Source organism: Pseudobutyrivibrio sp. YE44 (assembly GCF_900104335.1).
In the GTDB taxonomy this organism is placed as follows: Bacteria; Bacillota; Clostridia; order Lachnospirales; family Lachnospiraceae; genus Pseudobutyrivibrio.
This window is the reverse complement of the sequence record NZ_FMXT01000001.1, coordinates 33,496-57,103: the sequence shown is the minus strand read 5'-3', so window position 1 is coordinate 57,103 and position 23,608 is coordinate 33,496. Positions and strand designations below refer to the sequence as shown.

Below are 23,608 nucleotides of genomic sequence, written 5' to 3'. Positions count from 1 at the left end.
GCAAGGAAAGCCCGCCCCCTCATATTTAAATAGGATGAAAAGAAATTTAGCTTACTTTAAAAGCTCTAATCTTGAAGGATCGTTTGCAAATACTTCCTTTGCATTGTCCTTTGTAACAACAACTGGTGGAAGTTCATAGATGAGAACATCAATAACACCGTTGTCAGCTGTTACATCTGTTGAAGGCATTCCGTTGCCAGCCTGAAGAGAATCGATGATTTCGATTGTCTTTGCTACAAGATCCTGAGTTGGCTTTGCAACTGTAGAATACTGACGGCCAGACCATACCCACTCAACTGACTCGTTCTCTGCATCAAGACCAGAAACTACAGGAATATCCTGACCAGCATTCTCACATGATGTGATGATTGCACGAGCGATACCATCGTTAGGTGAAAGAACACCGTCGATTTCCTTATCTGAATAGAAACCTGAAATAAGTGAATCCATTCTTGACTGAGCCTTTGCATTGTCCCAATCAACAGTTGCACACTGTGTGAAATCTGTCTGTCCTGATACAACTACAAGTGTACCATCATCAATCTTTGGCTGCAATACTGACATAGCACCTTTGAAGAAGTTTGGAGCATTAGGATCAGCAGGGCCACCACCGAAGAGCTCGATGTTGTAAGGAGCCTCGCCCTTTAATTCCTCAAGACCCTGAAGAAGCGCCTGAGCCTGAAGCTCACCAGTCTTTACTGAACCGAACTGAACTACACCGTCAACACCTGTTGTGTTCTCAAGAAGACGGTCATAACCGATTACATAAACGCCAGCTTCCTTAGCCTGCTCAAGAACTGAACCAAGCTGTGAGCCGTCAACAGGACCTACAACGATAACCTTTGCACCGTTCTCTATCATTGACTCGATCTGCTGTTGCTGCTGTGTAACCTTCTGGTCTGCTGCCTGAACGATTGGCTTGTAGCCAGCCTCCTCAAGCTGTGCTGTGAACATTTCCTCAGCCTCTTTCCAGTTCTGTGTTCCAAGCCATGGAAGAGATACACCGATTGTTGCCCCCTCTTCAAAGCCAGGGAACTCTGCTACTGCTGAGCTATCATCTGTAGCTGCAGTTTCTTCTGTCTCAGTAGTAGATTCAGCAGCTGTGTCTGAAGCTGCTCCCTCTCTACTTCCCCCACATCCTGTGAATGTAGCAAGCGCCATTGTTGCTACCATCGCCATAGACAAAAGTGTTCTTTTTTTCATTAATACATTCCTCCTTCTTTAATACACTTTATATGTGTAAGACTCTTTTTGACCGAGTCATACCCCCGTTTTATTTTGCTTCCTTGCTTGGGAAGAGGCGTCCAATAATTGAACTCTTTCCACTCTTCTTGTTGTAAACATCAAATGCTACAGCTGCAAGAAGTACGAAGCCCTTGATAACCTGTGTCTTATCAGCACCAACACCCATAAGCATAAGTCCGTTGTTAAGTACTGCCATTACAAGACCACCGACGATTGTTGCAAGGATTGTTCCAACACCACCTGATACTGCAGCACCACCAATGAATACAGATGCGATAGCATCCATCTCCCACTGAGTACCATCAGCTGGACCTGCTGCTGTTGAACGTCCTACAAAAAGGATACCAGCAACTGCTGCAAGGAAGGACATGTTCATCATTGTAAGGAAATAAGTCTTCTTAACATTTACACCAGATAAAGCTGCTGCAGCCTTGTTACCACCAACTGCATATACGTGACGGCCGAACTTTGTGCGCTGTGTAATGATGTGATAAATGATTGTCAAAAGTAAAAGAATCAAACCTGGAACTGGGAATGAAGTTCCTACTCTTCCTGAACCAAAAAGGTATGTGAAATATCCGATGAGAACAGTCATAAGAGCAATTCTTACGATTACTGCCCAGAATGGTGTAACCTCTACTGCATTGTTCTTTGTGCTATTGTATTTACGAAGCTGTGCAACAGCGAAAGCAACTATTCCGATGATTCCAAGTAAAAGAGTTGAGTTGTTCATTCCTGTAAATGAAGGACCCCACTCAGGCAAGTATCCTGCACCAAACCACTTAAGCTCTTCTGGAGCTGGAACTGAAATTGAACGTGAAATCCAAATTACACCGCCTCGGAAAATCATCATGCCACCGAGTGTTGTGATGAAGCCTGGAATTCCAAGCTGTGAAAGGAAAAATCCATGCCAAGCACCAGCAAGAATGCCGATTGCAAGAGCAATGAGAACTGCTACCCACCAAGGCACATTGTAGTTTTTAGCCACCAGTGCCATTACCATTCCGGCGAAACCTGCCACCGAACCTACGGACAAATCAATCTGTCCGATTACGATTACCATAAGCATTCCAAGTGCAAGTACAAGTACATAAGCATTTCCTGATAACAGATTCTGGAAGTTTGATGATGTAAGCATTCTTCCACCAGAAATTACATTAAAGATTAATATCAATAAAGCTAACGCAAGAACCATTGTGTATTGACGAAGATCTCCGCCCAATACCTGTTTAACATATTTCATAATTGTCCATCCTTTCTCCTCAATACCTTTATTATGACTGTGAAGTAATAGTCATCTTCTTCATCAGGCTTTCCTGATTTGCTTCACTTGCAAGAAGCTCTCCAGTGATTGTGCCCTCGAAAATAGTATAGATTCTATCAGCCATACCAAGCAGTTCTGGCAATTCAGAAGACACCAGAATAACTGCCTTCCCCTGGTCCGCCAACTGATGAATCAGCTTGTAAATCTCGTATTTAGCACCAACATCAATACCTCTTGTTGGCTCATCCAAAATCAATACATCTGGCTCTGTGAACATCCACTTTGAAAGTACAACCTTCTGCTGATTTCCACCTGAAAGAGTTGTCACTCCAACATCCACATTTGCTGTCTTAATCTTTAAAGACTTTCTATATTCCTCTGCTGCTGAAAGCTCCATGTCCGGACTTAACAGACCACTCTTTGTAATCTTATCAAGGTCAGCTGAAACAATAGTTTTTCTGATTGAATCCAGAAGGTTAAGTCCAAGATTCTTTCTATCCTCAGGAACATAAGCAAGACCATTTTTGATAGCCTGCTCTACTGAGTTCAACTTCACTTCACGGCCTTTAATCTTTACTGTTCCACTCTTGTAGATTCCATAGTTCTTTCCAAAGAGTGAGCGCATCAGTTCAGTACGGCCAGCGCCCATAAGACCTGCAAAGCCTACGATTTCACCTGCTCTTACATTGAACTTTGAGTTCTTGCAGACCATTCTGCCTTCAACTTCTGGATCCTCAACACACCAGTTTTCTACTTCGAAAATCACATCTCCAATCTTTGGCTCATGCTCTGGATATCTGTTTTCGATGGAACGACCAACCATTGATTTAATGATTTGATCCTCATCCACCTTGCCACCCTCAACATCATAGCTTTCAACTGTGTGTCCATCTCGGATAACTGTTACCGCATCTGAAACATCAGCGATTTCGTTGAGTTTGTGCGAAATCATAATACAAGTGATGCCTTTATCTCTAAGCCCCTTCATAAGTTCAAGAAGGTTAGCCGAGTCGGCCTCATTAAGAGCCGAAGTTGGCTCATCCAAAATCAAAAGCTTTACATTTTTTGATAAAGCTTTTGCGATTTCTACCAATTGCTGTTGTCCTACACCTAAGTGCTTTATTAAGGTATCAGGATTAATGGTAAGACCTACCTTTTTGAGAATCTCGCTGGTTCTGCGTCTCTCCTCTGGCCAATCGATAAGGCCTCGCTTTGCAATCTCATTTCCCATGAAAATGTTCTCAGTGATTGAAAGTTCAGGAATCATTGTCAGCTCCTGATGGATGATTGCAATTCCAGCATTTTCAGATTCTTTGATGTTTTTGAATTTCATCTCCTTGCCCATATAGATGATTTTGCCATCATATGTGCCGTGAGGATAAACACCAGATAGAACCTTCATCAGCGTGGATTTTCCTGCACCATTCTCACCGCAAATTGCGTGAATGGAACCCTGTCGAACTTCAAGAGTAACGTCATCAAGCGCCTTTACTCCAGGAAATTCTTTTGTAATCCCCTGCATCTGAAGGATATAAGAATTGTGTTCCATAGTAAAAATTCCTCCCTTTATAATCCAAAAGCGATTCTAATTCGAAACTAGATACTCGCTTGGTTTCCTAAGTACCTTGTCAGTGGCGATTGCCGCTGCACCGTAAAGTGTTGGATCAACAGTGAGTTTTGAGATTTTGATTTGTACCTTACCGCTGATTTCAGGTATCACTCTCTCCTTCACTATCCTGTTTATTGTAGGAAGAAGTAAATCTCCTCCCTGAGAAATGCTGTCCCCAATAACTATTATTTCTGGGTCATATGCGTTTATAAGTGTCACGCATCCATATCCCAAATATTCAGCAATTTCTTCTGTCAGCTTCAGGGCTTTTTTGTTGCCCTCCTTCGCTGCAAGGAAAACTCTGTTACAAGCTTCCCATCTATTTTCATATTCCTCCTTAAATAATTCAGGAAGAATCTCTTCAGCCTTTTTTAATAACGCATTTGCGGAACAGTAAAGCTCCAAGCATCCTCTGTTTCCACATTCGCAAGCTGGTCCATTTACATCAATACTGATGTGCCCCACCTCGCTGGCGATTCCCAAGTTTCCAAGAATCAACCTGTCGTGGTCAACTATTCCAGAACCAACGCCCTCACCTGCCAAGAAATATGCAAGGGAATTAATTGGTCTTCCATGATTTCCAAACCACCACTCTGCCAAGGCACCTGCGTTAGCGTCCTGCTCTATAAACACTGGCTTATCAAATTCATTCTCAAACTCTTCCTCAAAATTGATATTCTGCCAGCTTTGCATCTTTGTAACTAGGGCGATTCTGCCTTCATCCCTAAGGTAAGGACCAGGAACCGCAAATCCAATGGCAACCACATTTTTATATTTCTTAAGCAGAGCGTGTATCTGCTTTTTCATATCTGCCACAACATCTGATGCAAACTCGTCTAAGCCAAATTCTGTCTCCTGCTGTGTGTAGACCTTTCCACAGATATCAAACACCCCTATGGAAAAAACGTGTCTGGAAAATTTAACTCCTAAAACCAGATTTTTGGCGGCGTTCAATCTAAGTCCTATTGAACGTCTATTTCCTTCACCCTTTGTAAAACCTACTTCAGTAACAATTCCCATATCTATCAGGACTGCTACGATTTTTGTAATTGATGCCTGTGTCAGGCCTGTAATCTTTGCAATGTCTGCTCTGGAGCAAACATCCTTCTGCTGAAGAATTCTAACGATAGCGGAACGATTCATCTCCACAAGATCGCTAGTATTGTTTCCAGCAACCTCTTTTACTTTTATCATGTTCATACACCCCTAGGTTTATGTTTGACGTTTGTTGAAGCTCAAATTTTAGTTGGCCAATTTGTGTTTCAAGTGTTAATCACTTAACACTGTTAACACATTAACTGTTTTTATTTTCACCGTCAATGCGGAAACTGGAATTAATTTTTTTTTGTAAATAGTTACAGAAATTGCTTTGTGATATTTCATAGAAACTGCATAAATACGGGCTTTGTGAGACTTTTCGTGATTACCTTGGATGAAAACTAATCACTTCGGCAACGAAAAAATCAGAAAAAAGAAAGGTTGATGTGAGCATTTTCTAAAAACTCAATCATCAACCTAATCAATTAGTATTATTTTGTAGTTGACTTCGCAAAAAAATCCTGTTGACTTTTATTAGCGAGTGAGGTCCTTAACCCACTTATACTTCCTATAATGATGGAATACCCATGGCAGTTTTCCAACCTCATCCACACAGGTGCAGGCATAAACCATAAGCACTGGCCAGTGAAACACAAAGGCACCAAACAATGCTAATGGGACTGCAAGACACCACATGCAGACAGCTAGGCTATATATATCAAATAGGGTGTCACCGCCTGAAGCAAACACGCCATTGATAACAACAGTGTTAATGCAGCGGCCTATCATATATATTGCCATAATTACCATCATTCCCACAAGATAGTTTTTGGCTTTATCTGTAAGAATCATGTAATTTACTACAAAAGGTGTTACCAGTAAAACTAAAGCAGTAGTTAAAAATCCTATGAATACTGCAATCTTAGCTATTCTTCTACCATAAAGCTTACCAGTTTCAAGATTGCCTGCCCCAAGCTCATTTCCAATAACAATTCCACTTGCGGCACTAATACCATCGCAGAGGCAACACATCAAGTCACGAACTACAGCTGCAACAGAATTGGCAGCAGCCGCATCCGCCCCTAGATGTCCCATTATAGCAGTATAGGAAGTGAATCCTACTCCCCAGAACATGGCAGCTCCAGCCAGCGGTAAACCGCATCTCACATAGTCCTTTGCAAGCAAGGCATCGTGCACTAGCAAATCCTTAAACTCAGGATGAATAAATCCCTTCTGATAAGATGAAATAACCGCCCAGGACAGCTCGATTATACGGGCAATCAACGTTGCATAGGCAGCACCATTTGCTCCCATGGTTGGAATTCCCATAAATCCAAAAATGAAAATGCCGTTCAAAATAAGATTGATGATAACAGCTCCTGAACTGATGATGGCACACCTGTCTGCATGATCAGTAACACGCATCATTCCCAAATAACACTGGGATAAGCCTGTCAAAAGATATGACCATCCAGCAATTCTTAAATAGCCTGCACCAATTGTAATCAAATCATTATCATTGGCAAAAATATGCATAAGGTATGTAGAGAAACATACGCATGCCACAGCGAATATTGCAGAAATCACCACTGCAATACGAATACTCATACCAAAGATTTTATGGATAGTCTTTACATCGCCCTTGCCCCAGTACTGAGCACCTAAAATTGAGATGGAACCAGTAACAGCGCATAGCATCATATTTTGAATAAACTGGATTTGGGTGGCAAGAGAAACTGCCGCCATAGAATTCTGCTCTACCCTTCCAAGCATTACTGCATCGCAGGCTGCTACCAGCGCCAGCATCAACACCTGAAATGACAGTGGTAAAGTCAGATTAAAAAGTCGCTTTAAGAAAGCCTTGTCGGAAAACATATTGTCTTTAGTCATTATTATCCCCTTAGTATATATTAATGTATATAATATATGAATTAAGGTTCACTGACTAGCCCATATCTTTTCAAAAAAAGTGCAAAAAAACTGCATCCGAAGATGCAGTTCATTTTATTATCAGATTTAATTATACATTAATCTCAGCCTTTACACCAAGGATGTCCTTGTTTGCATCGAGGATTGGTGTGATGACATCGCGGAGGTAAACCTCTACCTGACGAGGGCTGCGGCCAACATAGCGGCTAGGCTCCATTGTAGCCTCAAGCTCCTCAAGTCCCATTGGGAATTCATCGTCAGCTGCGATAAGTTCAAGAAGGTTGTTCTCCTTACCCTCTACCTTAACATTCTTTCCAGCTTCCATAGAAAGTGTTCTAATCTTCTCGTGAAGCTCCTGACGATTTCCGCCAAGCTTAACTGCATCCATCATGATGTTCTCAGTTGCCATAAATGGAAGTTCTGACATAAGGCGCTTTGTAATAACCTTGTCGTAAACTACGAGACCATCTACTACATTGAGGCAAAGGTCAAGGACACCGTCAGTAGCAAGGAAGCCCTCTGCAATTGAAAGGCGCTTATTTGCTGAATCATCAAGTGTACGCTCGAACCACTGAGTAGCTGATGTGATAGCTGGGTTAAGAGCATCAATCATTACGTATCTAGAAAGTGATGCAATACGCTCACTTCTCATAGGATTTCTCTTGTAAGCCATAGCTGATGAACCAATCTGGCTCTTCTCGAATGGCTCTTCCACTTCCTTAAGGTGCTGAAGAAGACGGATATCATTTGACATCTTGTGAGCACTAGCTGCAATACCAGCGAGAATGTTACATACTCTTGTATCTACCTTACGAGAATATGTCTGGCCTGAAACTGGGTAGCAAGCCTCAAAGCCCATCTTCTTTGCGATAGTTGGGTCAATCTTGTCGATTGTATCGTGGTCTCCATTGAAAAGCTCTAAGAAGCTTGCCTGTGTACCTGTTGTACCCTTTGAGCCAAGAAGCTTAAGAGTAGAAAGCACATAATCAAGATCTTCTAAATCCATAACAAATTCGTTAAGCCAAAGTGTAGCACGCTTTCCAACTGTGGTAGGCTGTGCTGGCTGGAAATGAGTAAATGCAAGTGTAGGCTGTGCCTTGTATTTCTCAGCAAATGCTGCAAGCTCTGCAATAACATTTACAAGCTTCTTTCTGATAAGAAGAAGCGCATCTCTCATGATGATGATATCTGTGTTGTCACCAACGTAGCAGCTTGTTGCACCAAGGTGGATAATACCTGCTGCCTTTGGGCACTGCTGTCCATATGCATATACATGGCTCATTACATCGTGACGAACTTCCTTCTCACGTGCCTTTGCAACATCATAGTTGATGTCCTCGATGTGCTGCTTCATCTCATCAATCATATCCTGAGTGATAACTGGCTTGCCATCCTGTGAAAGGCCAAGCTCCATCTCTGTCTCAGCAAGGGCAATCCAAAGACGACGCCAAGTTGAAAACTTCTTGTCCTGGCTGAAGATGTACTGCATCTCCTTGCTTGCATATCTCTCTGAAAGTGGGCTACTGTATCTACTTGTATCTGACATAATTCTCTCCTTACTTTTGGGAAGATGGGTCCCCCCTATTTACGCTTCGTATTCCCCTCGTATATCTTTTGTTGGCGGTTCCATTGGGTACTTTCCATCGAAGCATCCATGACAAATCTCAAGTCCATCTACCATTTCAGATAGACGATCAAAATTAAGATATGCCAGTGAGTCCGCGCCGATAATAGCGCAAATCTCTTCAACAGAATGCTTGTAGGCAATCAGCTGCTCGCGGCATGGTACATCTGTGCCGAAATAGCATGGCCACAGGAATGGTGGCGATGAAATACGCACATGAACCTCTGTAGCACCTGCATCTCTCAGCATCTTAACGATGCGGTCTGAGGTGGTACCACGAACAATGGAATCATCAATCATGATAATACGCTTACCATTAACAACCTCGCGAAGTGCATTCAGTTTTACCTGAACTGAAGACTCTCGACTGGCCTGCTTTGGCTTAATGAAGGTACGACCTACATAGCTGTTCTTTACGAAGGCCGTACCATAAGGAATGCCCGATTCCAAAGAATAGCCCATAGCGGCCGCATTTCCCGATTCAGGAACACCTACAACTAAATCTGCATCCACTGGAGAATCCTGTGCAAGGAAACGACCTGCCTTAATGCGGGATTCATATACAGATTTGCCATCGATATTGCTATCTGTTCTGGCGAAATAAATATACTCGAATATACAACGACCGTGCTTATCATTTGAAACACAGCGGCTCTTGTCTGACTTAATACCAAAATCTGGAGAGATGGTAACAATCTCACCTGGCTCCACATCACGGATATACTCTGCTCCAATTGTATCAAGAGCGCAGGTCTCTGATGCAATTACATAAGCATTGTCGCGCTTACCGATGCAAAGTGGTCTGAAGCCCTGTGGGTCACGTGCTGCAATGAGCTTTCTTGGGCTCATAACAACAAGTGAATATGCGCCCTTTATTTTGTCGCAAGCTCTAGCTACAGCTTCCTCAACAGTAGCACTCTTAAGACGCTCTCTTGCAATGATATATGCGATAGTCTCAGAATCAATAGTGGTCTGGAATATAGCACCTGTCATAGAAAGCTCATCGCGCAGCTCCTCTGCATTGATGAGGTTTCCATTGTGAGCCATTCCAAGAATGCCCTTCCAATAAGAAAGCACTAACGGCTGAGCATTCTCGCGGCAAGATGAACCAGCAGTTGAATATCTGGTATGGCCCACACCGATGTCTCCGTGCATGCCATCCAAAATCTCCTGGTTGAATACTTCATTTACAAGGCCCATGTCCTTATGTAATGCATAGTTACGCTTTGGACCATTTGTATCAGAAACGGCGATACCGCAGCTCTCCTGGCCTCTGTGCTGAAGTGCAAAAAGACCATAATAAATAGAGGAGGCAACGTCTCCACCGTCGAAATCATACATCGCAAAGACGCCGCACTCCTCATGCAAGCCGTCCCATGGAGTATCCTTAATCTTAAAATCTCCCATAAAATCTCCTAATACATAACGATGCTCACATATTTCTAATTGATTCAGTATCGTTTTCACTATATTCACTGAATCAACAAGAAATATTGTTCGCATCTGTTTTCTCTAAGTTCTTATTATGCCAGTTTTAAATAAACTACGCTACGAGAGACTTGCCTGTAAGAAGTGCGTACGCCTCAAGATATTTGTCGATGGTTTTGTCGATTACATCCTGTGGAAGGAGGTAGTCTGACTCAGGATTTGCCTTGAGCCAATCACGTACAAACTGCTTATCGAAGGATGGCTGTCCATGGCCTGCTTCGTAACCCTCAAGTGGCCAGAAACGTGAGCTGTCTGGAGTAAGCATCTCATCTGCAAGAACAATATTGCCATTCTCATCAAGACCAAACTCAAACTTTGTATCAGCAATAATAATTCCCTTTGAAAGCGCATAATCAGCACACTTCTTATAAAGAGCTATTGTATTGTCACGAAGAGCAGTTGCGTACTCCTCTCCATGACCTGGAAATTCTTTCTCAAGAACCTCTATAGAACGTTCGAAAGAGATATTTTCATCATGATCACCAATTTCTGCTTTTGTTGATGGAGTGTAGATTGGCTCAGGAAGCTTATCTGACTCCTTAAGGCCCTCTGGAAGCTTAATGCCACAAACTGTACCGTTTTCTTTGTAGCTAGCCCAACCAGAACCAGTGATGTAACCACGAACGATGCACTCGATTGGAAGCATTGTAAGCTTCTTGCACATCATTGACTTGCCTTTGTATTCATCATTTCTGAAATACTCAGGCATGTCGTTTACATCTGTTGAAAGCATGTGATTTGGAACGATGTCCTTAGTTAAATCAAACCAGAACTTTGACATCTGGGTAAGAACTGCACCCTTATTAACAATCTTGTTCTTTAAAATCACGTCGAATGCAGATATACGATCTGTGGCTACCATGATAATGCTATCGCCATTATCGTATACTTCTCTTACTTTTCCCTCTTTAATTGGTTTCATAATCAAATCCTCTCTCTATTTATTAAATTTTATTTAACAGCATTGCTGTTATTAACTATTTCTTGATAAGTAATGACTTACCTGTCATCTCCTTAGGCTGCTCGAGACCCATGACCTCGATAAGTGTAGGAGCGATATCGCAAAGTGCACCACCCTCACGAAGAGTGTAAGCACTGTCATAGTTAACTAAAATAAATGGAACAGGATTTGTTGTGTGAGCTGTGTAAGGCTCTCCTGTCTCATAATCAATCATCTTATCAGCATTACCGTGGTCAGCACAGATGAACATTACACCGCCCATCTCTTTAACTGCCTCTACAGCATCGCCTACAAGTGAGTCTACACGCTCTACAGCCTTTACAGCTGCCTCTATAACGCCGGTATGACCTACCATATCAGGGTTTGCAAAGTTGATAACGATTACATCGTACTTGTCAGACTTAATAGCCTCTACAAGCTTTGCGCCAACCTCTGGAGCTGACATCTCAGGCTTAAGGTCATATGTAGCTACATCCTTTGGTGAGTTAACAAGGATTCTTTCCTCATCCTTGTTAGGCTCTTCAACACCACCGTTGAAGAAGAATGTAACGTGTGCGTATTTTTCTGTCTCTGCAAGTCTAAGCTGCTTTAATCCCTTGTTAGCTAAGAACTCGCCGAAGGTATTTTCAATTGATTCCTTCTCGAATGCAATGTGCTTGTTAGGAATTGTCTCATCGTAATCCTTGAAGCATGCATAGTAGAGATTAAGGAACTCTCTATCGAAACCTGTGAACTTATCATCACAGAAAGCTCTTGTGATTTCACGAGCACGGTCTGGACGGAAGTTGAAGAATACAACTGAATCACCATTCTTTACAACTGAAAGCGGATTACCAGCAGCATCTGTGATAACTGTTGGAAGTACGAACTCATCAGTAACGCCATCATCGTAAGAAGCCTGCATAGCATCAGAAACTGATGTAGCCTTAACTCCTTCGCCCTTAACTAATGAATCATATGCCTTCTGAACTCTATCCCAGTTGTTATCTCTATCCATTGCATAGTAACGACCAGAAAGTGAAGCAATCTGTCCAACACCGATTTCATCCATCTTCTTCTGAAGTGTCTCTAAGAAATCCTTACCAGATGCTGGAGGAGTATCACGACCATCAAGGAAAGCGTGAACATATACCTTAGAAAGACCGTTCTTCTTGCACATTTCAAGCATTCCATATACATGCTCGATGTGGCTGTGAACACCACCGTCTGAAAGAAGACCCCAAAGGTGCATATCGCTGTCATTCTTCTTGCAGTTTTCAATTGCCTCAAGAAGAACCTTGTTATCAAAGAACTCACCGTCGCTGATTGCCTTAGTAATTCTTGTGAGATCCTGGTAGATGATACGGCCTGCGCCGATGTTCATGTGACCAACCTCTGAATTACCCATCTGACCATCTGGAAGTCCAACGAACATACCAGATGCCTGGCCCTGAACGAATGGGCACTCAGCCATAAGGCTATCCATAACAGGTGTGTTTGCCATTGCAATTGCATTTCCCTTAGGATTTTCGTTGATACCGTATCCATCGAGAACCATAAGTACTACAGGTTTCTTACTCATAGAAATTCCTCCTTAACAACTAGCTTTGCTAGTATTTCACTATTATTTTTTTATAATGTGACCTTGAGTGTCAATCTTTGCTGTGCTAGAAAGATTATTAAGGTCGTTTATGATATCGCTATATGCTTTATCTTTCTCATTAAGTAGGCTTGTAACGCCTTCGCTAAAATAGCATGGAAGGAAATATGCTTCTATATCTCCTTCTTTTGAAATACGAATCTGGGCAAGTCCAGTATCGTAATCACTTGGCATTGTTCCTGTAATTGAAAACCAATAATTTCCAAGACTGTAATAAATAGGAACATTATCCATATACTCAACTGTCTCCAAGCAGTGGGTGTGACCACCGATGATAACATCAGCCCCTGCTTCCACAAAAGCTCTAGCCAAAGAGCTTTGGTCTGCACCATAATTGGCACTGCCTTCCGTTCCCCAATGTGGGAACACTATAACATAGTCTGCATTCCTTTTTGCTTCCTTTATCTCTTCACAGAAAAACTCTGGATGAAGACACTTCAAAACACCAGCTTCATTATTTGTAGCTTCTTTTGTGAAGTTCAAGGTACGCTCGATCTGCGTTGCAGAGCATATGGCTATTTTTCTGCCATCTATTATAAAGTATACAGGCTCCATTGCATCGTAAATATTACGACCGGCACCCATGTATGGCATGCCATCATTTTCCAGGGTGTCTAAGGTGTCAAGAAAACCTGTTTCTCCATAATCATATACATGATTGTTTGCAACACTTACAACATCTGTTCCTAACTTTCTAAGTAAATTTATTCTGCTAGGATCTGCTCTAAATGTGTATGCTTTATCAGGAAGAGCCGCTCCACGATTTGTGAAAGCAAACTCGTTGTTTATCATTAATATATCTGCTGAACGCATTTCCCTAAGTAACTGTTCTGAAAAGCAATCCTCTATGCCATTCTTTTGATGGTCCATAAAAGTTGTGGTGGCAACACCTTCAGCCAAGGATAAATCTCCGGTGAAATCCATAACAATATCACCATCAATATCATCATCTATCACATAAGTTTTATCATAGGCATAGTTTTGAATGCCTGATTCAATGCAGTAATCATACCATAAGACATGTATGCTTTTACCAGTAAGCTGATACCAAATTTCTGGCGTTTCAAAATTTGCATAGCTGGCAATTTCTTGAATAACATCTTCCCCGTATTCTGCTGTAACCATCGCTAAAAAGCTTTCATCTACAGGATGTGAACCAATAAAATTCTTTGTGCTATTATTAAGAATATTGTCCCATGCATCAGCCAAATCATCGATTACGATTCGCTGAGGAACAGGTTCATTTTTTGTGGTGATTTCAATTGCTGAGAAGCTCTTACCACATCCTATAAATAATAAAACTGACGATAAAAGTATAGCTGCAAAATATTTACATTTCCTCATTAATCTGTGCTTTAACTCGGACAACAGCTTCGGTAGCTCCCTCATAACCTGAAGACGCTGCCATTTCGTAATAAGATAAAGCCGTTACCAAATTCCTCTCAACCCCGTATCCGTTTTCGTACAAAAAACCTAGATTAACTTGAGCAATAGGATATCCCTGTAATGCTGCAAGTTTTTGATAATAAACAGCCGATGCAAAATCAACATCTACACCAAAGCCGTTATAATAAAGATAACCAATCTGATTAAGTGCTGGCGCATAATTAAGCTCTGCAGCCTTAAGATAGAACTCCATGGCCTGCTCATAATCTTTATCTACTCCCATACCAGTTTCATACATCTGACCGATGTAGTAGCTGGCCTTTGCTGAATTGTTGTCAGATGCCTTTGTGAAATACTCTAATGCTGTCTTAGAATCTGCTTCCACTCCATTTCCCTTTACATACATAAGACCAAGGGCTATGTTTGAAAGATTTATGGCATCTCTGTCATTTAAAGCGGTGCTTGTTGACTTAACCACTCGATTATAATAATCAAAGGCCTTGTTGTAATCCTGCACCACACCAATTCCATTTTCATAAATGTACCCAAGATAATAGGCACCATCTAAATCTCCTGCCTGCTGAGCAACCTTTAGCAATTCAATAGGTCCGTTCTGCTCAAGGCTTTCCTCATCTTCTCCATCTTCAGAAGACTGTTTATCTTGAGTTTTCTTTTTTTCTTTATCTGTTTTATCTTTTTTATCTTCTATATTTTCTTTTTTGTCTTTGTCGGAAGATGTTTCTTTTTGTTCTGAATTCTCATTAGAACCTGTAGAAAGACTCTCTTCTGTATAGATCTCATAATCACCCTGCTGAAGCATAACTCTAGCAAGTCCAACCTTCGCATTTATTGAACCATGCTCCATTGCAGTAGTAAAAAGTTCCTGAGCTTTATCTAAATCTTTTTCAACACCCGCTCCGTTAAGATAAAAATATCCAAGTGCACAAGTGCCGTCTGCGTTTCCTGAATCTGATGCCATCTGATACCAAGACAAAGCTTCATTGAAGTTTTGCTTTATATCTTCAGTGCCATACTCAAGGCTACGACCAAGCATTACCTGAGCCTCTGTATCACCTTCGTAGGCTAAAACCTCTAACTCGCTATAGGAAAGGACTGTGTAATCTTCAACCGCCACATCATCGAACGCAACCTGCTCCGTTGTGGCCTGTTCTTCTTCTGTCTTTTCCTCTTCTTTTTTAGAGCATCCCATAAGTGCTAAAGCGGAAATACTCAACAATAAAATCAAACGAATATTTCGTTTCATAATACCTCCAATGTCCAATGGAACCAAAACTGTCCATCAGCGCAAATTATATCATAAAAAATAGTGGAATAAAACTATAATAATCAATGAAAGAACAGACAAATGTCCTATTCTTATGTGAAATTTGTCAATAAGAAAAAAGCAGAAAAATAGCGCACCGAAAAGCCGGTGCGCAATAAAAACTTTAGGAGTCTTTAATTAAGCATTTACAATCTTGCCGAAGTCTGGCTTAAGTGAAGCACCACCGATAAGACCACCATCGATGTTTGGCTTGCTGAGAAGCTCTGCAGCGTTACCAGCATTCATAGATCCGCCGTACTGAATACGAACAGCCTCTGCTGTAGCACCATCATAAAGCTTAGCAATAAGCTCACGGATGAATGCACAAACCTCTTCAGCCTGATCAGCTGTAGCTGTCTCACCTGTTCCGATAGCCCAGATTGGCTCGTAAGCGATAACAAGGTTCTTAACCTGGTCAGCTGTAACACCTGTAAGATCCCAAGTAATCTGTCTCTCGATCCACTCCTTGTATGTGCCAGCCTTGCGAAGTGCAAGTGACTCACCACAGCAAAGGATTGGTGTAAGACCAGCAGCAAATGCCTTCTTAACCTTTGCATTGATAAGGATATCATCCTCACCAAAGATATCTCTTCTCTCAGAGTGTCCCATGATAACGTACTTAACACCAGCGTCTACAAGCATAGGAGCTGAAATCTCGCCTGTGAAAGCGCCCTTATCCTCGATGTAGAAGTTCTCAGCACCAACGTTTACGTTTGTGCCCTTAACAGCCTCTACTACAGGAACAATATCGATTGCAGGTACGCAGTAAACTACGTCTACATCATCATTCTTTACTAAATCCTTAAGCTCAGCAACAAGCTTTACAGCCTCAGAAGGTGTAATGTTCATCTTCCAGTTGCCGGCAATAATTCTTCTTCTTGCCATAATTAACCCTTTCTCTCGCCTATTCCCTCAGAATAACACACACTCTCTCAGACACGCTTGCGCTCTTATTCGCTCGTTGCCCTACATAAGATGCCACTTCGTGCCATCTAAGTAGGGACGGCTCATCAAGGTCTGATACGAGTATGTTTTATTCTCTTGGGCATAGGCTACTTTTAAGTATTATTTTAAAAATTCTAGTATTTTTCTAAAATTGCAAGGCAATTAGTATGAAGCTGTACACAGACGTACAGCGAATACTAATTAACGCAGAAATTTTTGAAAAAGACGAATTTTACTTATCGTCAGCAGCATAAACACCTGGAAGTTCTTTTCCTTCCAAGAACTCAAGTGATGCACCACCACCTGTAGAGATGTGGCTCATCTTGTCAGCAAATCCCATCTGGTTAACAGCTGCTGCTGAATCACCACCACCGATGATTGTTGTAGCATCTGTCTCAGCAAGAGCCTTAGCTACAGACTCTGTACCTACAGCAAGTGCTGGGTTCTCGAAAAGACCCATTGGTCCGTTCCAAAGAACTGTCTTAGCTGTCTTAACCTTCTCTGAGAAGATTTCAACTGTCTTAGGTCCGATATCGCAACCCATTCTATCAGCTGGCATGTTCTCCTTATCGTATACTACTGTCTCAACAGGAGCATCGATTGGATCTGGGAACTCAGCGATTGTAACAGCATCAACTGGAAGGAGAATCTCCTTACCCATGCTCTTAGCCTTCTCAAGCATTTCCTTACAGTAATCAAGCTTTGTCTCATCACAAAGTGATGTACCGATTTCATATCCCATAGCCTTCTGGAATGTGTATGACATACCACCACCGATGATAAGTGTGTCACACTTCTCAAGAAGGTTGTTGATAACGTTAAGCTTATCAGCTACCTTTGCACCACCGAGAATTGCTACGAATGGACGTACTGGAGTCTCAACAGCGTTGCCAAGGAAGTCGATTTCCTTCTGCATAAGGTATCCAACTACGTTAGAACCACCCTTAGCTGTGATGAACTTTGTAACACCAGCTACAGAAGCGTGAGCTCTGTGTGATGAACCGAAAGCGTCGCATACATAATCATCAGCAAGATCAGCAAGTTCCTTAGAGAATGCCTCACCGTTCTTTGTCTCTTCCTCGCCACGGAAACGAGTATTCTGAAGAAGAACTACGTCTCCTTCCTTCATAGCCTCAACTGCCTTTGTAGCAGCCTCACCTGTTACATTGTAATCAGAAACAAATGTAACTTCCTTGCCAAGCTTCTCTGAAAGACGCTTTGCAACTGGAGCAAGTGACTCGCCCTCGTTAGGACCATTCTTTACCTTACCAAGATGTGAGCAAAGGATAACCTTTCCACCATCAGCGATAAGCTTGTTAATTGTAGGAAGAGCTGCCTTGATACGTGTATCATCTGTGATTTCACCAGCCTTAAGTGGTACGTTGAAATCGCAACGAACAAGTACGCGACGGCCCTTTACGTTGATATCATCAACTGTCTTCTTGTTTAATGCCATTTTTTTATTCCTCCTTAAATACAAAAAGGGGTTCGGTCCAATTGGACCGGACCCCTAAAAAGTCGTATTCGTAAAAACGAATTAAGCTAACTCTGAGAAGTACTTGATTGTACGAACCATCTGTGATGTGTAGCTGTTCTCGTTGTCATACCAAGAAACAACCTGTACCTCGTACTGATCATCAGAAACCTTAGAAACCATTGTCTGTGTAGCATCGAAGAGAGAACCAAATCTCATACCTACGATATCTGAAGAAACGATTTCATCCTCGTTGTAACCGAATGACTCGTTAGCTGCTGCCTTCATAGCTGCGTTGATACCCTCAACTGTAACGTCCTTCTTGTTTACAACTGCTGTAAGGATTGTTGTAGAACCTGTTGGTGTAGGAACACGCTGAGCAGATCCGATAAGCTTTCCGTTAAGCTCTGGGATAACAAGACCGATAGCCTTAGCTGCACCTGTTGAGTTAGGAACGATGTTAACTGCTGCTGCACGTGAACGACGAAGATCACCCTTTCTCTGTGGGCCATCAAGTGTCATCTGATCACCTGTGTAAGCATGGATTGTTACCATGATACCAGACTGGATTGGAGCGTACTTGTTAAGTGCGTCAGCCATTGGTGCTAAGCAGTTTGTTGTACATGAAGCTGCTGAGATGATTGTATCATCTGCCTTAAGTGTTGTGTGGTTTGTATTGTAAACGATTGTAGGAAGATCGTTTCCTGCTGGAGCAGAGATAACAACCTTTCTAGCACCTGCATTGATATGAGCCTGTGCCTTTTCCTTTGATGTGTAGAATCCTGAACACTCAAGAACTACGTCAACCTTAAGGTCACCCCATGGGCAATTGTTTGCATCTGGGAATGCATAAATCTTGATTTCCTTACCACATACGATGATTGAATCATCTGTTGAAGAAACCTCATCAGCATGCTCATACTTTCCCTGTGATGAATCATACTTTAAAAGATGTGCTAACATCTTTGGGCTAGTTAAGTCGTTGATTGCTACTACTTCGTAACCTTCTGCTCCGAACATCTGACGGAATGCAAGACGTCCGATACGGCCAAAACCGTTGATTGCTACTCTTACTGCCATTTTTAAATCCTCCTAAAGATTCTTTTAAAATAAATTTTCTAGGGCTTTCAAAATTTCGCCCCGTATGCATTTCATTTTAAACAATATGATTCTATAATTCAACCCCAAATCAAAATATTGTTAAAATTTTCTCAATCTGCCAAAATAAGTCGCCAAACATTGTTACTTTGTATAACAAAACGCTATAACCTTGCCACTTTGGGTTATATCATTTATATTATTAGAAACTAATTCGTAGACAACAAGGAGGTAGCTTATGTTTTGGGATAATCACATGCACTGTAACTTTTCTGGAGATTCCGAGGCTGATCCACTAGATATGATTAATGTAGCAAAAGCCAAAGGTCTTAGAGGTATCACCTTCACCGACCATTTAGATTTAGGATATCCCCAGGAATATGGTTTCTTCGATTTAGATATAGAAAACTACTATCCTACGCATCATAAGCTTGCTCTCGAAAATTCCACCGACGAGTTCACCATACTCACAGGCCTTGAGGTTGGCCTTCAGCCTTGGGCAAAAAACGAGAACGAAGAAATTGTAAAGGCATATCCTTTCGACTTTATTATAGGAAGCACTCATTTGATTGACAGACTTGACCCATATTTTGATAGCAGCTGGGAAAACACCACTCCAGAAGCGCTTCTAACCCGTTACTATGAATGCATTTTAGAAAACATTAACACCTTCACTGATTTCGATTCCCTAGGACATCTGGATTATGCTTTCAGATATGTAAAAGATTCATCTATTAAAAATAATACCTATGAACCTTATAAAGATATTGTGGATGCAATCCTTCAAATCATAGTAAATAAAGATAAGGCCTTAGAGATTAACTCAAAGGCTCTTAGCAAAGGAATGAAATACCCAAATCCACATAAGGATATTGTAAAGCGCTATCACGAACTAGGCGGTAAGCTTATCACCATAGGAGCTGATGCTCACAGCCCAGATGGCATCGCCGCAGATTTTGATTTTCTACCAGACTTCCTTAATGAATGTGGCTTCACAGAATATGCTGTATATCAAAAAAGAAATCCTGTGTTCTATCCTCTCAGATAGAACACAGGATTTTTTATTTCTTTTCATATATAGTGCATTGGCCTTTACCATTTTCCTTCGAAGTATAGAGAGCCTTATCTGCACGTCCCATATTTTTCTCTAGATTTTCACTAAGATCAACCTGAGCTATTCCACAACTACAAGTGATAGTTTTATTAGTTTCAATCCCTTTAATTTCTTCTAATAAACTGTTAAGTTTCTCCAATGTTTCTTCAGGTGAACCAAAATATACGCCTATGAACTCATCGCCACCCCATCTGGCAACCACTCCAGTATTTTCTACTGTTTCCTTAAGTCCGTCAGCAACAATTTTCAATACCGTATTGCCATATAGGTGTCCGTACGTATCATTGAAGATTTTAAAATCATCAACATCCAGCATAAACAAAGATACTGTCATCTGTTTGTGATTTTTCTTCTTTCGCTCACGTTCAAAATTCTCACTAAAAATCTTGTTATTTAGCAAGCCTGTTAAATCATCTGTATTTTCCGCTTTACGATTAAGTCGATTTAGTTTACGCATCAATGTAACACTAAAGGCCATATAGACAACAATAAACAAAGCAACAATTCCAAAACGTTTTATAACTCTATCCATAATAGAATTAATACGATTGGTAATATCCTTTTGAACAATAATATTCCAGTTTAATTCATTATTATGCTGAATGCTTATACATCTATTATCCTTAGTTAGGCTTAATCCTTCATCTCCTACATTCTGACATAGCTCTTCCTCAGAGACTCCGAATTGTTCTGCAACCTGTTCTGCAGTTTTATAATAACCTGTGCTACCCTTAAAGGAATTATGTGCATTTCCAATATTTACGACACTGATTTCCACCCCGTATTCTTTCTCGTACTCTGCAACCTGGCGTTGAAAACTATTCATATTATTACCAACACCAACTACGCCAAGAGTTTGAAAGCCTTTATCCTGAACCAGACAGTTAACAAACAAACTGACTTGATTATCATTTACCTCATCATGATCCACCTGCATATCATAAGGCTGATGTAGTGTCAAAAAATTAAAGTACCAAGAATCGAAATCATCGTTTTCATCCAAAGTCTTGTTAAATCCACCATCATAGTAATAATTCTTGGTAGAATCAGAAATAAAGAATACAACATCATAACCATAGATGTTTTTGTATTCCCTAAGGTAACTGTACAAGGAATATACGTTCTGTCCAGCAGTCTCGCCGGTTTCAGAATGGCACCATTCTTTTAGGAACATGTCATTAGACATCATCTGAGATACCACACGCTGTTCAATTACAAAACCGTTCAAGCTGTCATTGATATCTCTAGCAGTCAGTTCAGCATCCTTAATAGCCTCGTCATAAGCCATCTGCCTATAAAACTCTATTTCATTAATCTGAATAGATAAATAGGTTACCAGAATCAGAAAGAGGACTATGAAATTCGCGATAAAGACTGAGTTCTTTCGAATTTTCGATTTCATAGATTAACAACTCCATTATTATCATAACAACAAGTTTATTTTACCAACACTATTTGGCTATTCTGTGAATAATCTCTTGAGCGATATCCCTTTTGTCCCTATCATCAGTAGTAACAGAAAAATCTGCTGCCTTCTCATATTTCTCGCGTCTCTGTCCTAGAAGATCAGCTATATATTCTACAGACATATTATCATTTAATAGAGGTCGATTATTACTTTTGCATACTCTTTTATATATGATTTCCGGTTCAGCAGTAAGCAATACTGTAACACCGCTTTCCTTCATAACCTTAATATTTTCCTCACGCATAGGAACACCACCGCCACAAGATACAACAGTGTTGTCCCCCTGGCCTATTTTTCTAAGGAGATCAGTTTCCAAATTCCTGAAGTATGCTTCTCCCTTTTCTGCAAAAATATCTTTGATACTCATTTTTTCATTGGCCTCAATGGTCTCATCCATCTCAACCACTGACATTCCAAAATGCTCTCCAATATAGGAAGCAATTGATGATTTTCCAGTTCCCATAAATCCAATCAGAAAAATGTTAGCCATATTTACCTCGCAAGTCTTTATGCCTGTTAATTGCAGTTTTTATGTAAATCACAGTAATACTAGCAAATATTTTTACAAAATAAAAGAGATTGCTTTTTTTTATGGATTAATTGTGCTAATCTCTTAAAAAAGCTTTTACAATCACACGAAAAGGAGCGGCTATATGGACAAACTAGTTAAGGTGCGAGACTTAATAATCGGGGATGGAATTCCTAAAATTTGTGTTCCAATCATTGGCAAAACCAGAGAGGAAGTTTTAGAAGTTGCAAAATCCTTATCAGATATAAATTATGACTTTGTAGAATGGCGTGTAGATTGGCTTGATAACCCGCTAGACCTTCCCTATATAACTGAAATATTAAAGGAACTTCGTTCCATACTTAATAACGTTCCCATTCTTTTCACCTTTAGAACCGCCATTGAAGGTGGAGAAGAGGAAATCACAAAAGAAGATTACTACAAACTTAACTATGGAATAATCATATCTGGACTTGTAGACATGATAGATGTGGAACTTTTCATGGGGGATGAGCTTGTTACAGCCACCATCGAAGAGGCTCATGCTCACGGAATCAAGGTGGTGGTTTCAAATCACGACTTCGAAAGAACACCTGCAAAAAAAGAAATTGTAAACAGACTCCAAAGAATGCAAAGCTTAGGTGCAGACCTTCCAAAGATTGCTGTTATGCCTGTTGATAAAACTGATGTCCTAACACTTTTAGCCGCCACAGAAGAAATGGCTTCCACCTATTCTTCCACACCAATCATCACCATGGCAATGGGAAGAAACGGTGTGATTAGCAGAATCTGCGGCGAGTTCTTTGGCTCAGCCGTCACCTTCGGATCAGCCAGCCACGCTTCAGCCCCTGGCCAAATTCCAGCAAATGAATTATCGAACATAATAACAAAAATGCACGAGTTCTTTTAAAGAGCTCGTGCTTTTTGTTTAATCCTTGTTAAGGTATTATCTATTGATTTTTCACTTTTATCAAGCTTTGCAGCTATTTCTTTGTAGTCGAAATCCTGCATATATAAATCAAAGACCTTTTGTTCCATAGGAGAAAGCGCTTTTTTTAGTCTATCCATCAGAGAGCTATTCTCCTCCGCCTCAATAATTAGTTCTGCAGGGTCATCTACCGTGGTAGCCACATCTCCTCCATCGCCGCCTTCCTCATCATACAGCGAAACATAGGCATTTAACGGAGCATGCTTTTTTCTATTACTAGCCTCAATAGCCTTTATCATCTGTCTATCGATACAAAGCTCCGCAAAGTGAAAAAATGTAACTTCCGACCGAACATCATAATCTCCGATTGCCCCAAATAGACCAATCATCCCCTCCTGAATTAAATCCTCGTTTTCTCCACCAACAAGAAAATACTTTTTGGAGTTTTTCAACACAAGAGGTTTATATTTTTCACATATATAATTCAGGACAGCCTGGTCGCCGTCCTGATATTTTTTAACTAATTGTTCATCTGAAAGCTTGATGTATTCCTGTCTTAGGTCCAT

19 protein-coding genes are annotated in these 23,608 nt (G+C 41.0%); 2 read left to right on the top strand and 17 right to left on the bottom strand.

The annotated features are described in order from the left end of the window. Window positions 1–51: 51 nt before the first annotated feature. The 14 genes from BLR54_RS00285 to gap form a co-directional block, all read right to left on the bottom strand. Window positions 52–1,203 carry a substrate-binding domain-containing protein gene (locus BLR54_RS00285; RefSeq protein ID WP_090416231.1) on the bottom strand — a complete coding sequence of 384 codons (1,152 nt, stop codon included), beginning with the start codon at window positions 1,201–1,203 and terminating at the stop codon, window positions 52–54. A 70-nt stretch (window positions 1,204–1,273) separates the two neighbouring features. Beyond that, complete coding sequence (locus BLR54_RS00280) at window positions 1,274–2,488, bottom strand: sugar ABC transporter permease (protein WP_090416230.1); 1,215 nt, start codon at window positions 2,486–2,488, stop codon at window positions 1,274–1,276. A gap of 31 nt (window positions 2,489–2,519) precedes the next feature. Further along, entirely contained in the window at window positions 2,520–4,058 is a 1,539-nt protein-coding gene (gene mmsA / locus BLR54_RS00275; RefSeq protein WP_090416229.1) for a multiple monosaccharide ABC transporter ATP-binding protein, read from the bottom strand. Between the two features lie 36 nt (window positions 4,059–4,094). Continuing rightward, window positions 4,095–5,312 carry an ROK family transcriptional regulator gene (locus tag BLR54_RS00270; RefSeq protein ID WP_090416228.1) on the bottom strand — a complete coding sequence of 406 codons (1,218 nt, stop codon included), beginning with the start codon at window positions 5,310–5,312 and terminating at the stop codon, window positions 4,095–4,097. Window positions 5,313–5,690: 378 nt separating this feature from the next. Next, entirely contained in the window at window positions 5,691–7,046 is a 1,356-nt protein-coding gene (locus BLR54_RS00265; RefSeq protein ID WP_090416227.1) for an MATE family efflux transporter, read from the bottom strand. Window positions 7,047–7,176: 130 nt separating this feature from the next. Continuing rightward, a complete protein-coding gene (gene purB / locus BLR54_RS00260; RefSeq protein WP_090416226.1) occupies window positions 7,177–8,631 on the bottom strand; it encodes an adenylosuccinate lyase in 1,455 nt (484 codons plus the stop codon). Between the two features lie 39 nt (window positions 8,632–8,670). Continuing rightward, window positions 8,671–10,116: an amidophosphoribosyltransferase gene (gene purF, locus BLR54_RS00255; protein ID WP_090416225.1), complete on the bottom strand. Its 1,446-nt coding sequence runs from the start codon at window positions 10,114–10,116 to the stop codon at window positions 8,671–8,673. 136 nt (window positions 10,117–10,252) lie between these two features. Beyond that, window positions 10,253–11,119 carry a phosphoribosylaminoimidazolesuccinocarboxamide synthase gene (locus BLR54_RS00250; protein ID WP_090416224.1) on the bottom strand — a complete coding sequence of 289 codons (867 nt, stop codon included), beginning with the start codon at window positions 11,117–11,119 and terminating at the stop codon, window positions 10,253–10,255. 55 nt (window positions 11,120–11,174) lie between these two features. Beyond that, window positions 11,175–12,719 (bottom strand): 2,3-bisphosphoglycerate-independent phosphoglycerate mutase, encoded by a 1,545-nt coding sequence (gene gpmI, locus BLR54_RS00245; protein ID WP_090416223.1) that lies wholly within the window; start codon window positions 12,717–12,719, stop codon window positions 11,175–11,177. A gap of 42 nt (window positions 12,720–12,761) precedes the next feature. Next, window positions 12,762–14,141 carry a CapA family protein gene (locus BLR54_RS00240; RefSeq protein ID WP_176761809.1) on the bottom strand — a complete coding sequence of 460 codons (1,380 nt, stop codon included), beginning with the start codon at window positions 14,139–14,141 and terminating at the stop codon, window positions 12,762–12,764. Continuing rightward, entirely contained in the window at window positions 14,128–15,447 is a 1,320-nt protein-coding gene (locus BLR54_RS00235) for a tetratricopeptide repeat protein (RefSeq protein ID WP_090416221.1), read from the bottom strand. Before BLR54_RS00235 ends, BLR54_RS00240 begins: the two co-directional genes overlap by 14 nt. A 198-nt stretch (window positions 15,448–15,645) precedes the next feature. Further along, a complete protein-coding gene (gene tpiA, locus BLR54_RS00230; protein WP_090416220.1) occupies window positions 15,646–16,392 on the bottom strand; it encodes a triose-phosphate isomerase in 747 nt (248 codons plus the stop codon). Between the two features lie 292 nt (window positions 16,393–16,684). After that, on the bottom strand, window positions 16,685–17,908 hold the full coding sequence (locus BLR54_RS00225; protein WP_090416219.1) for a phosphoglycerate kinase: 1,224 nt from the start codon (window positions 17,906–17,908) through the stop codon (window positions 16,685–16,687). A gap of 81 nt (window positions 17,909–17,989) precedes the next feature. Then, entirely contained in the window at window positions 17,990–19,006 is a 1,017-nt protein-coding gene (gap, locus tag BLR54_RS00220; protein WP_090416218.1) for a type I glyceraldehyde-3-phosphate dehydrogenase, read from the bottom strand. Between the two features lie 256 nt (window positions 19,007–19,262). Between gap and BLR54_RS00215 the strand changes: the two genes are divergently transcribed. Beyond that, a complete protein-coding gene (locus BLR54_RS00215) occupies window positions 19,263–20,072 on the top strand; it encodes a histidinol-phosphatase HisJ family protein (RefSeq protein ID WP_090416217.1) in 810 nt (269 codons plus the stop codon). A gap of 13 nt (window positions 20,073–20,085) precedes the next feature. Here BLR54_RS00215 and BLR54_RS00210 read toward each other — a convergent pair whose 3' ends face one another. Beyond that, window positions 20,086–21,540: a sensor domain-containing diguanylate cyclase gene (locus tag BLR54_RS00210; protein WP_090416216.1), complete on the bottom strand. Its 1,455-nt coding sequence runs from the start codon at window positions 21,538–21,540 to the stop codon at window positions 20,086–20,088. 49 nt (window positions 21,541–21,589) lie between these two features. Further along, complete coding sequence (locus BLR54_RS00205; RefSeq protein WP_090416215.1) at window positions 21,590–22,096, bottom strand: shikimate kinase; 507 nt, start codon at window positions 22,094–22,096, stop codon at window positions 21,590–21,592. 163 nt (window positions 22,097–22,259) lie between these two features. On the opposite strand from BLR54_RS00205, the gene aroD reads away from it, so the two are divergent. Further along, window positions 22,260–23,024, top strand: coding sequence for a type I 3-dehydroquinate dehydratase (gene aroD / locus BLR54_RS00200; RefSeq protein ID WP_090416214.1), 765 nt, complete (start codon window positions 22,260–22,262; stop codon window positions 23,022–23,024). Here aroD and BLR54_RS00195 read toward each other — a convergent pair. After that, window positions 23,021–23,608 (bottom strand): sigma-70 family RNA polymerase sigma factor, encoded by a 588-nt coding sequence (locus BLR54_RS00195; protein ID WP_090416213.1) that lies wholly within the window; start codon window positions 23,606–23,608, stop codon window positions 23,021–23,023. The genes aroD and BLR54_RS00195 overlap by 4 nt on opposite strands.

Bases quoted from the DNA above. Each gene is read 5' to 3' on its own strand.
- BLR54_RS00285 (WP_090416231.1), bottom strand. From the start codon at position 1,203: ATGAAAAAAAGAACACTTTTGTCTATGGCGATGGTAGCAACAATGGCG.
- BLR54_RS00280 (WP_090416230.1), bottom strand. From the start codon at position 2,488: ATGAAATATGTTAAACAGGTATTGGGCGGAGATCTTCGTCAATACACA.
- mmsA (WP_090416229.1), bottom strand. From the start codon at position 4,058: ATGGAACACAATTCTTATATCCTTCAGATGCAGGGGATTACAAAAGAA.
- BLR54_RS00270 (WP_090416228.1), bottom strand. From the start codon at position 5,312: ATGATAAAAGTAAAAGAGGTTGCTGGAAACAATACTAGCGATCTTGTG.
- BLR54_RS00265 (WP_090416227.1), bottom strand. From the start codon at position 7,046: ATGACTAAAGACAATATGTTTTCCGACAAGGCTTTCTTAAAGCGACTT.
- purB (WP_090416226.1), bottom strand. From the start codon at position 8,631: ATGTCAGATACAAGTAGATACAGTAGCCCACTTTCAGAGAGATATGCA.
- purF (WP_090416225.1), bottom strand. From the start codon at position 10,116: ATGGGAGATTTTAAGATTAAGGATACTCCATGGGACGGCTTGCATGAG.
- BLR54_RS00250 (WP_090416224.1), bottom strand. From the start codon at position 11,119: ATGAAACCAATTAAAGAGGGAAAAGTAAGAGAAGTATACGATAATGGC.
- gpmI (WP_090416223.1), bottom strand. From the start codon at position 12,719: ATGAGTAAGAAACCTGTAGTACTTATGGTTCTCGATGGATACGGTATC.
- BLR54_RS00240 (WP_176761809.1), bottom strand. From the start codon at position 14,141: ATGAGGAAATGTAAATATTTTGCAGCTATACTTTTATCGTCAGTTTTA.
- BLR54_RS00235 (WP_090416221.1), bottom strand. From the start codon at position 15,447: ATGAAACGAAATATTCGTTTGATTTTATTGTTGAGTATTTCCGCTTTA.
- tpiA (WP_090416220.1), bottom strand. From the start codon at position 16,392: ATGGCAAGAAGAAGAATTATTGCCGGCAACTGGAAGATGAACATTACA.
- BLR54_RS00225 (WP_090416219.1), bottom strand. From the start codon at position 17,908: ATGGCATTAAACAAGAAGACAGTTGATGATATCAACGTAAAGGGCCGT.
- gap (WP_090416218.1), bottom strand. From the start codon at position 19,006: ATGGCAGTAAGAGTAGCAATCAACGGTTTTGGCCGTATCGGACGTCTT.
- BLR54_RS00215 (WP_090416217.1), top strand. From the start codon at position 19,263: ATGTTTTGGGATAATCACATGCACTGTAACTTTTCTGGAGATTCCGAG.
- BLR54_RS00210 (WP_090416216.1), bottom strand. From the start codon at position 21,540: ATGAAATCGAAAATTCGAAAGAACTCAGTCTTTATCGCGAATTTCATA.
- BLR54_RS00205 (WP_090416215.1), bottom strand. From the start codon at position 22,096: ATGGCTAACATTTTTCTGATTGGATTTATGGGAACTGGAAAATCATCA.
- aroD (WP_090416214.1), top strand. From the start codon at position 22,260: ATGGACAAACTAGTTAAGGTGCGAGACTTAATAATCGGGGATGGAATT.
- BLR54_RS00195 (WP_090416213.1), bottom strand. From the start codon at position 23,608: ATGGACCTAAGACAGGAATACATCAAGCTTTCAGATGAACAATTAGTT.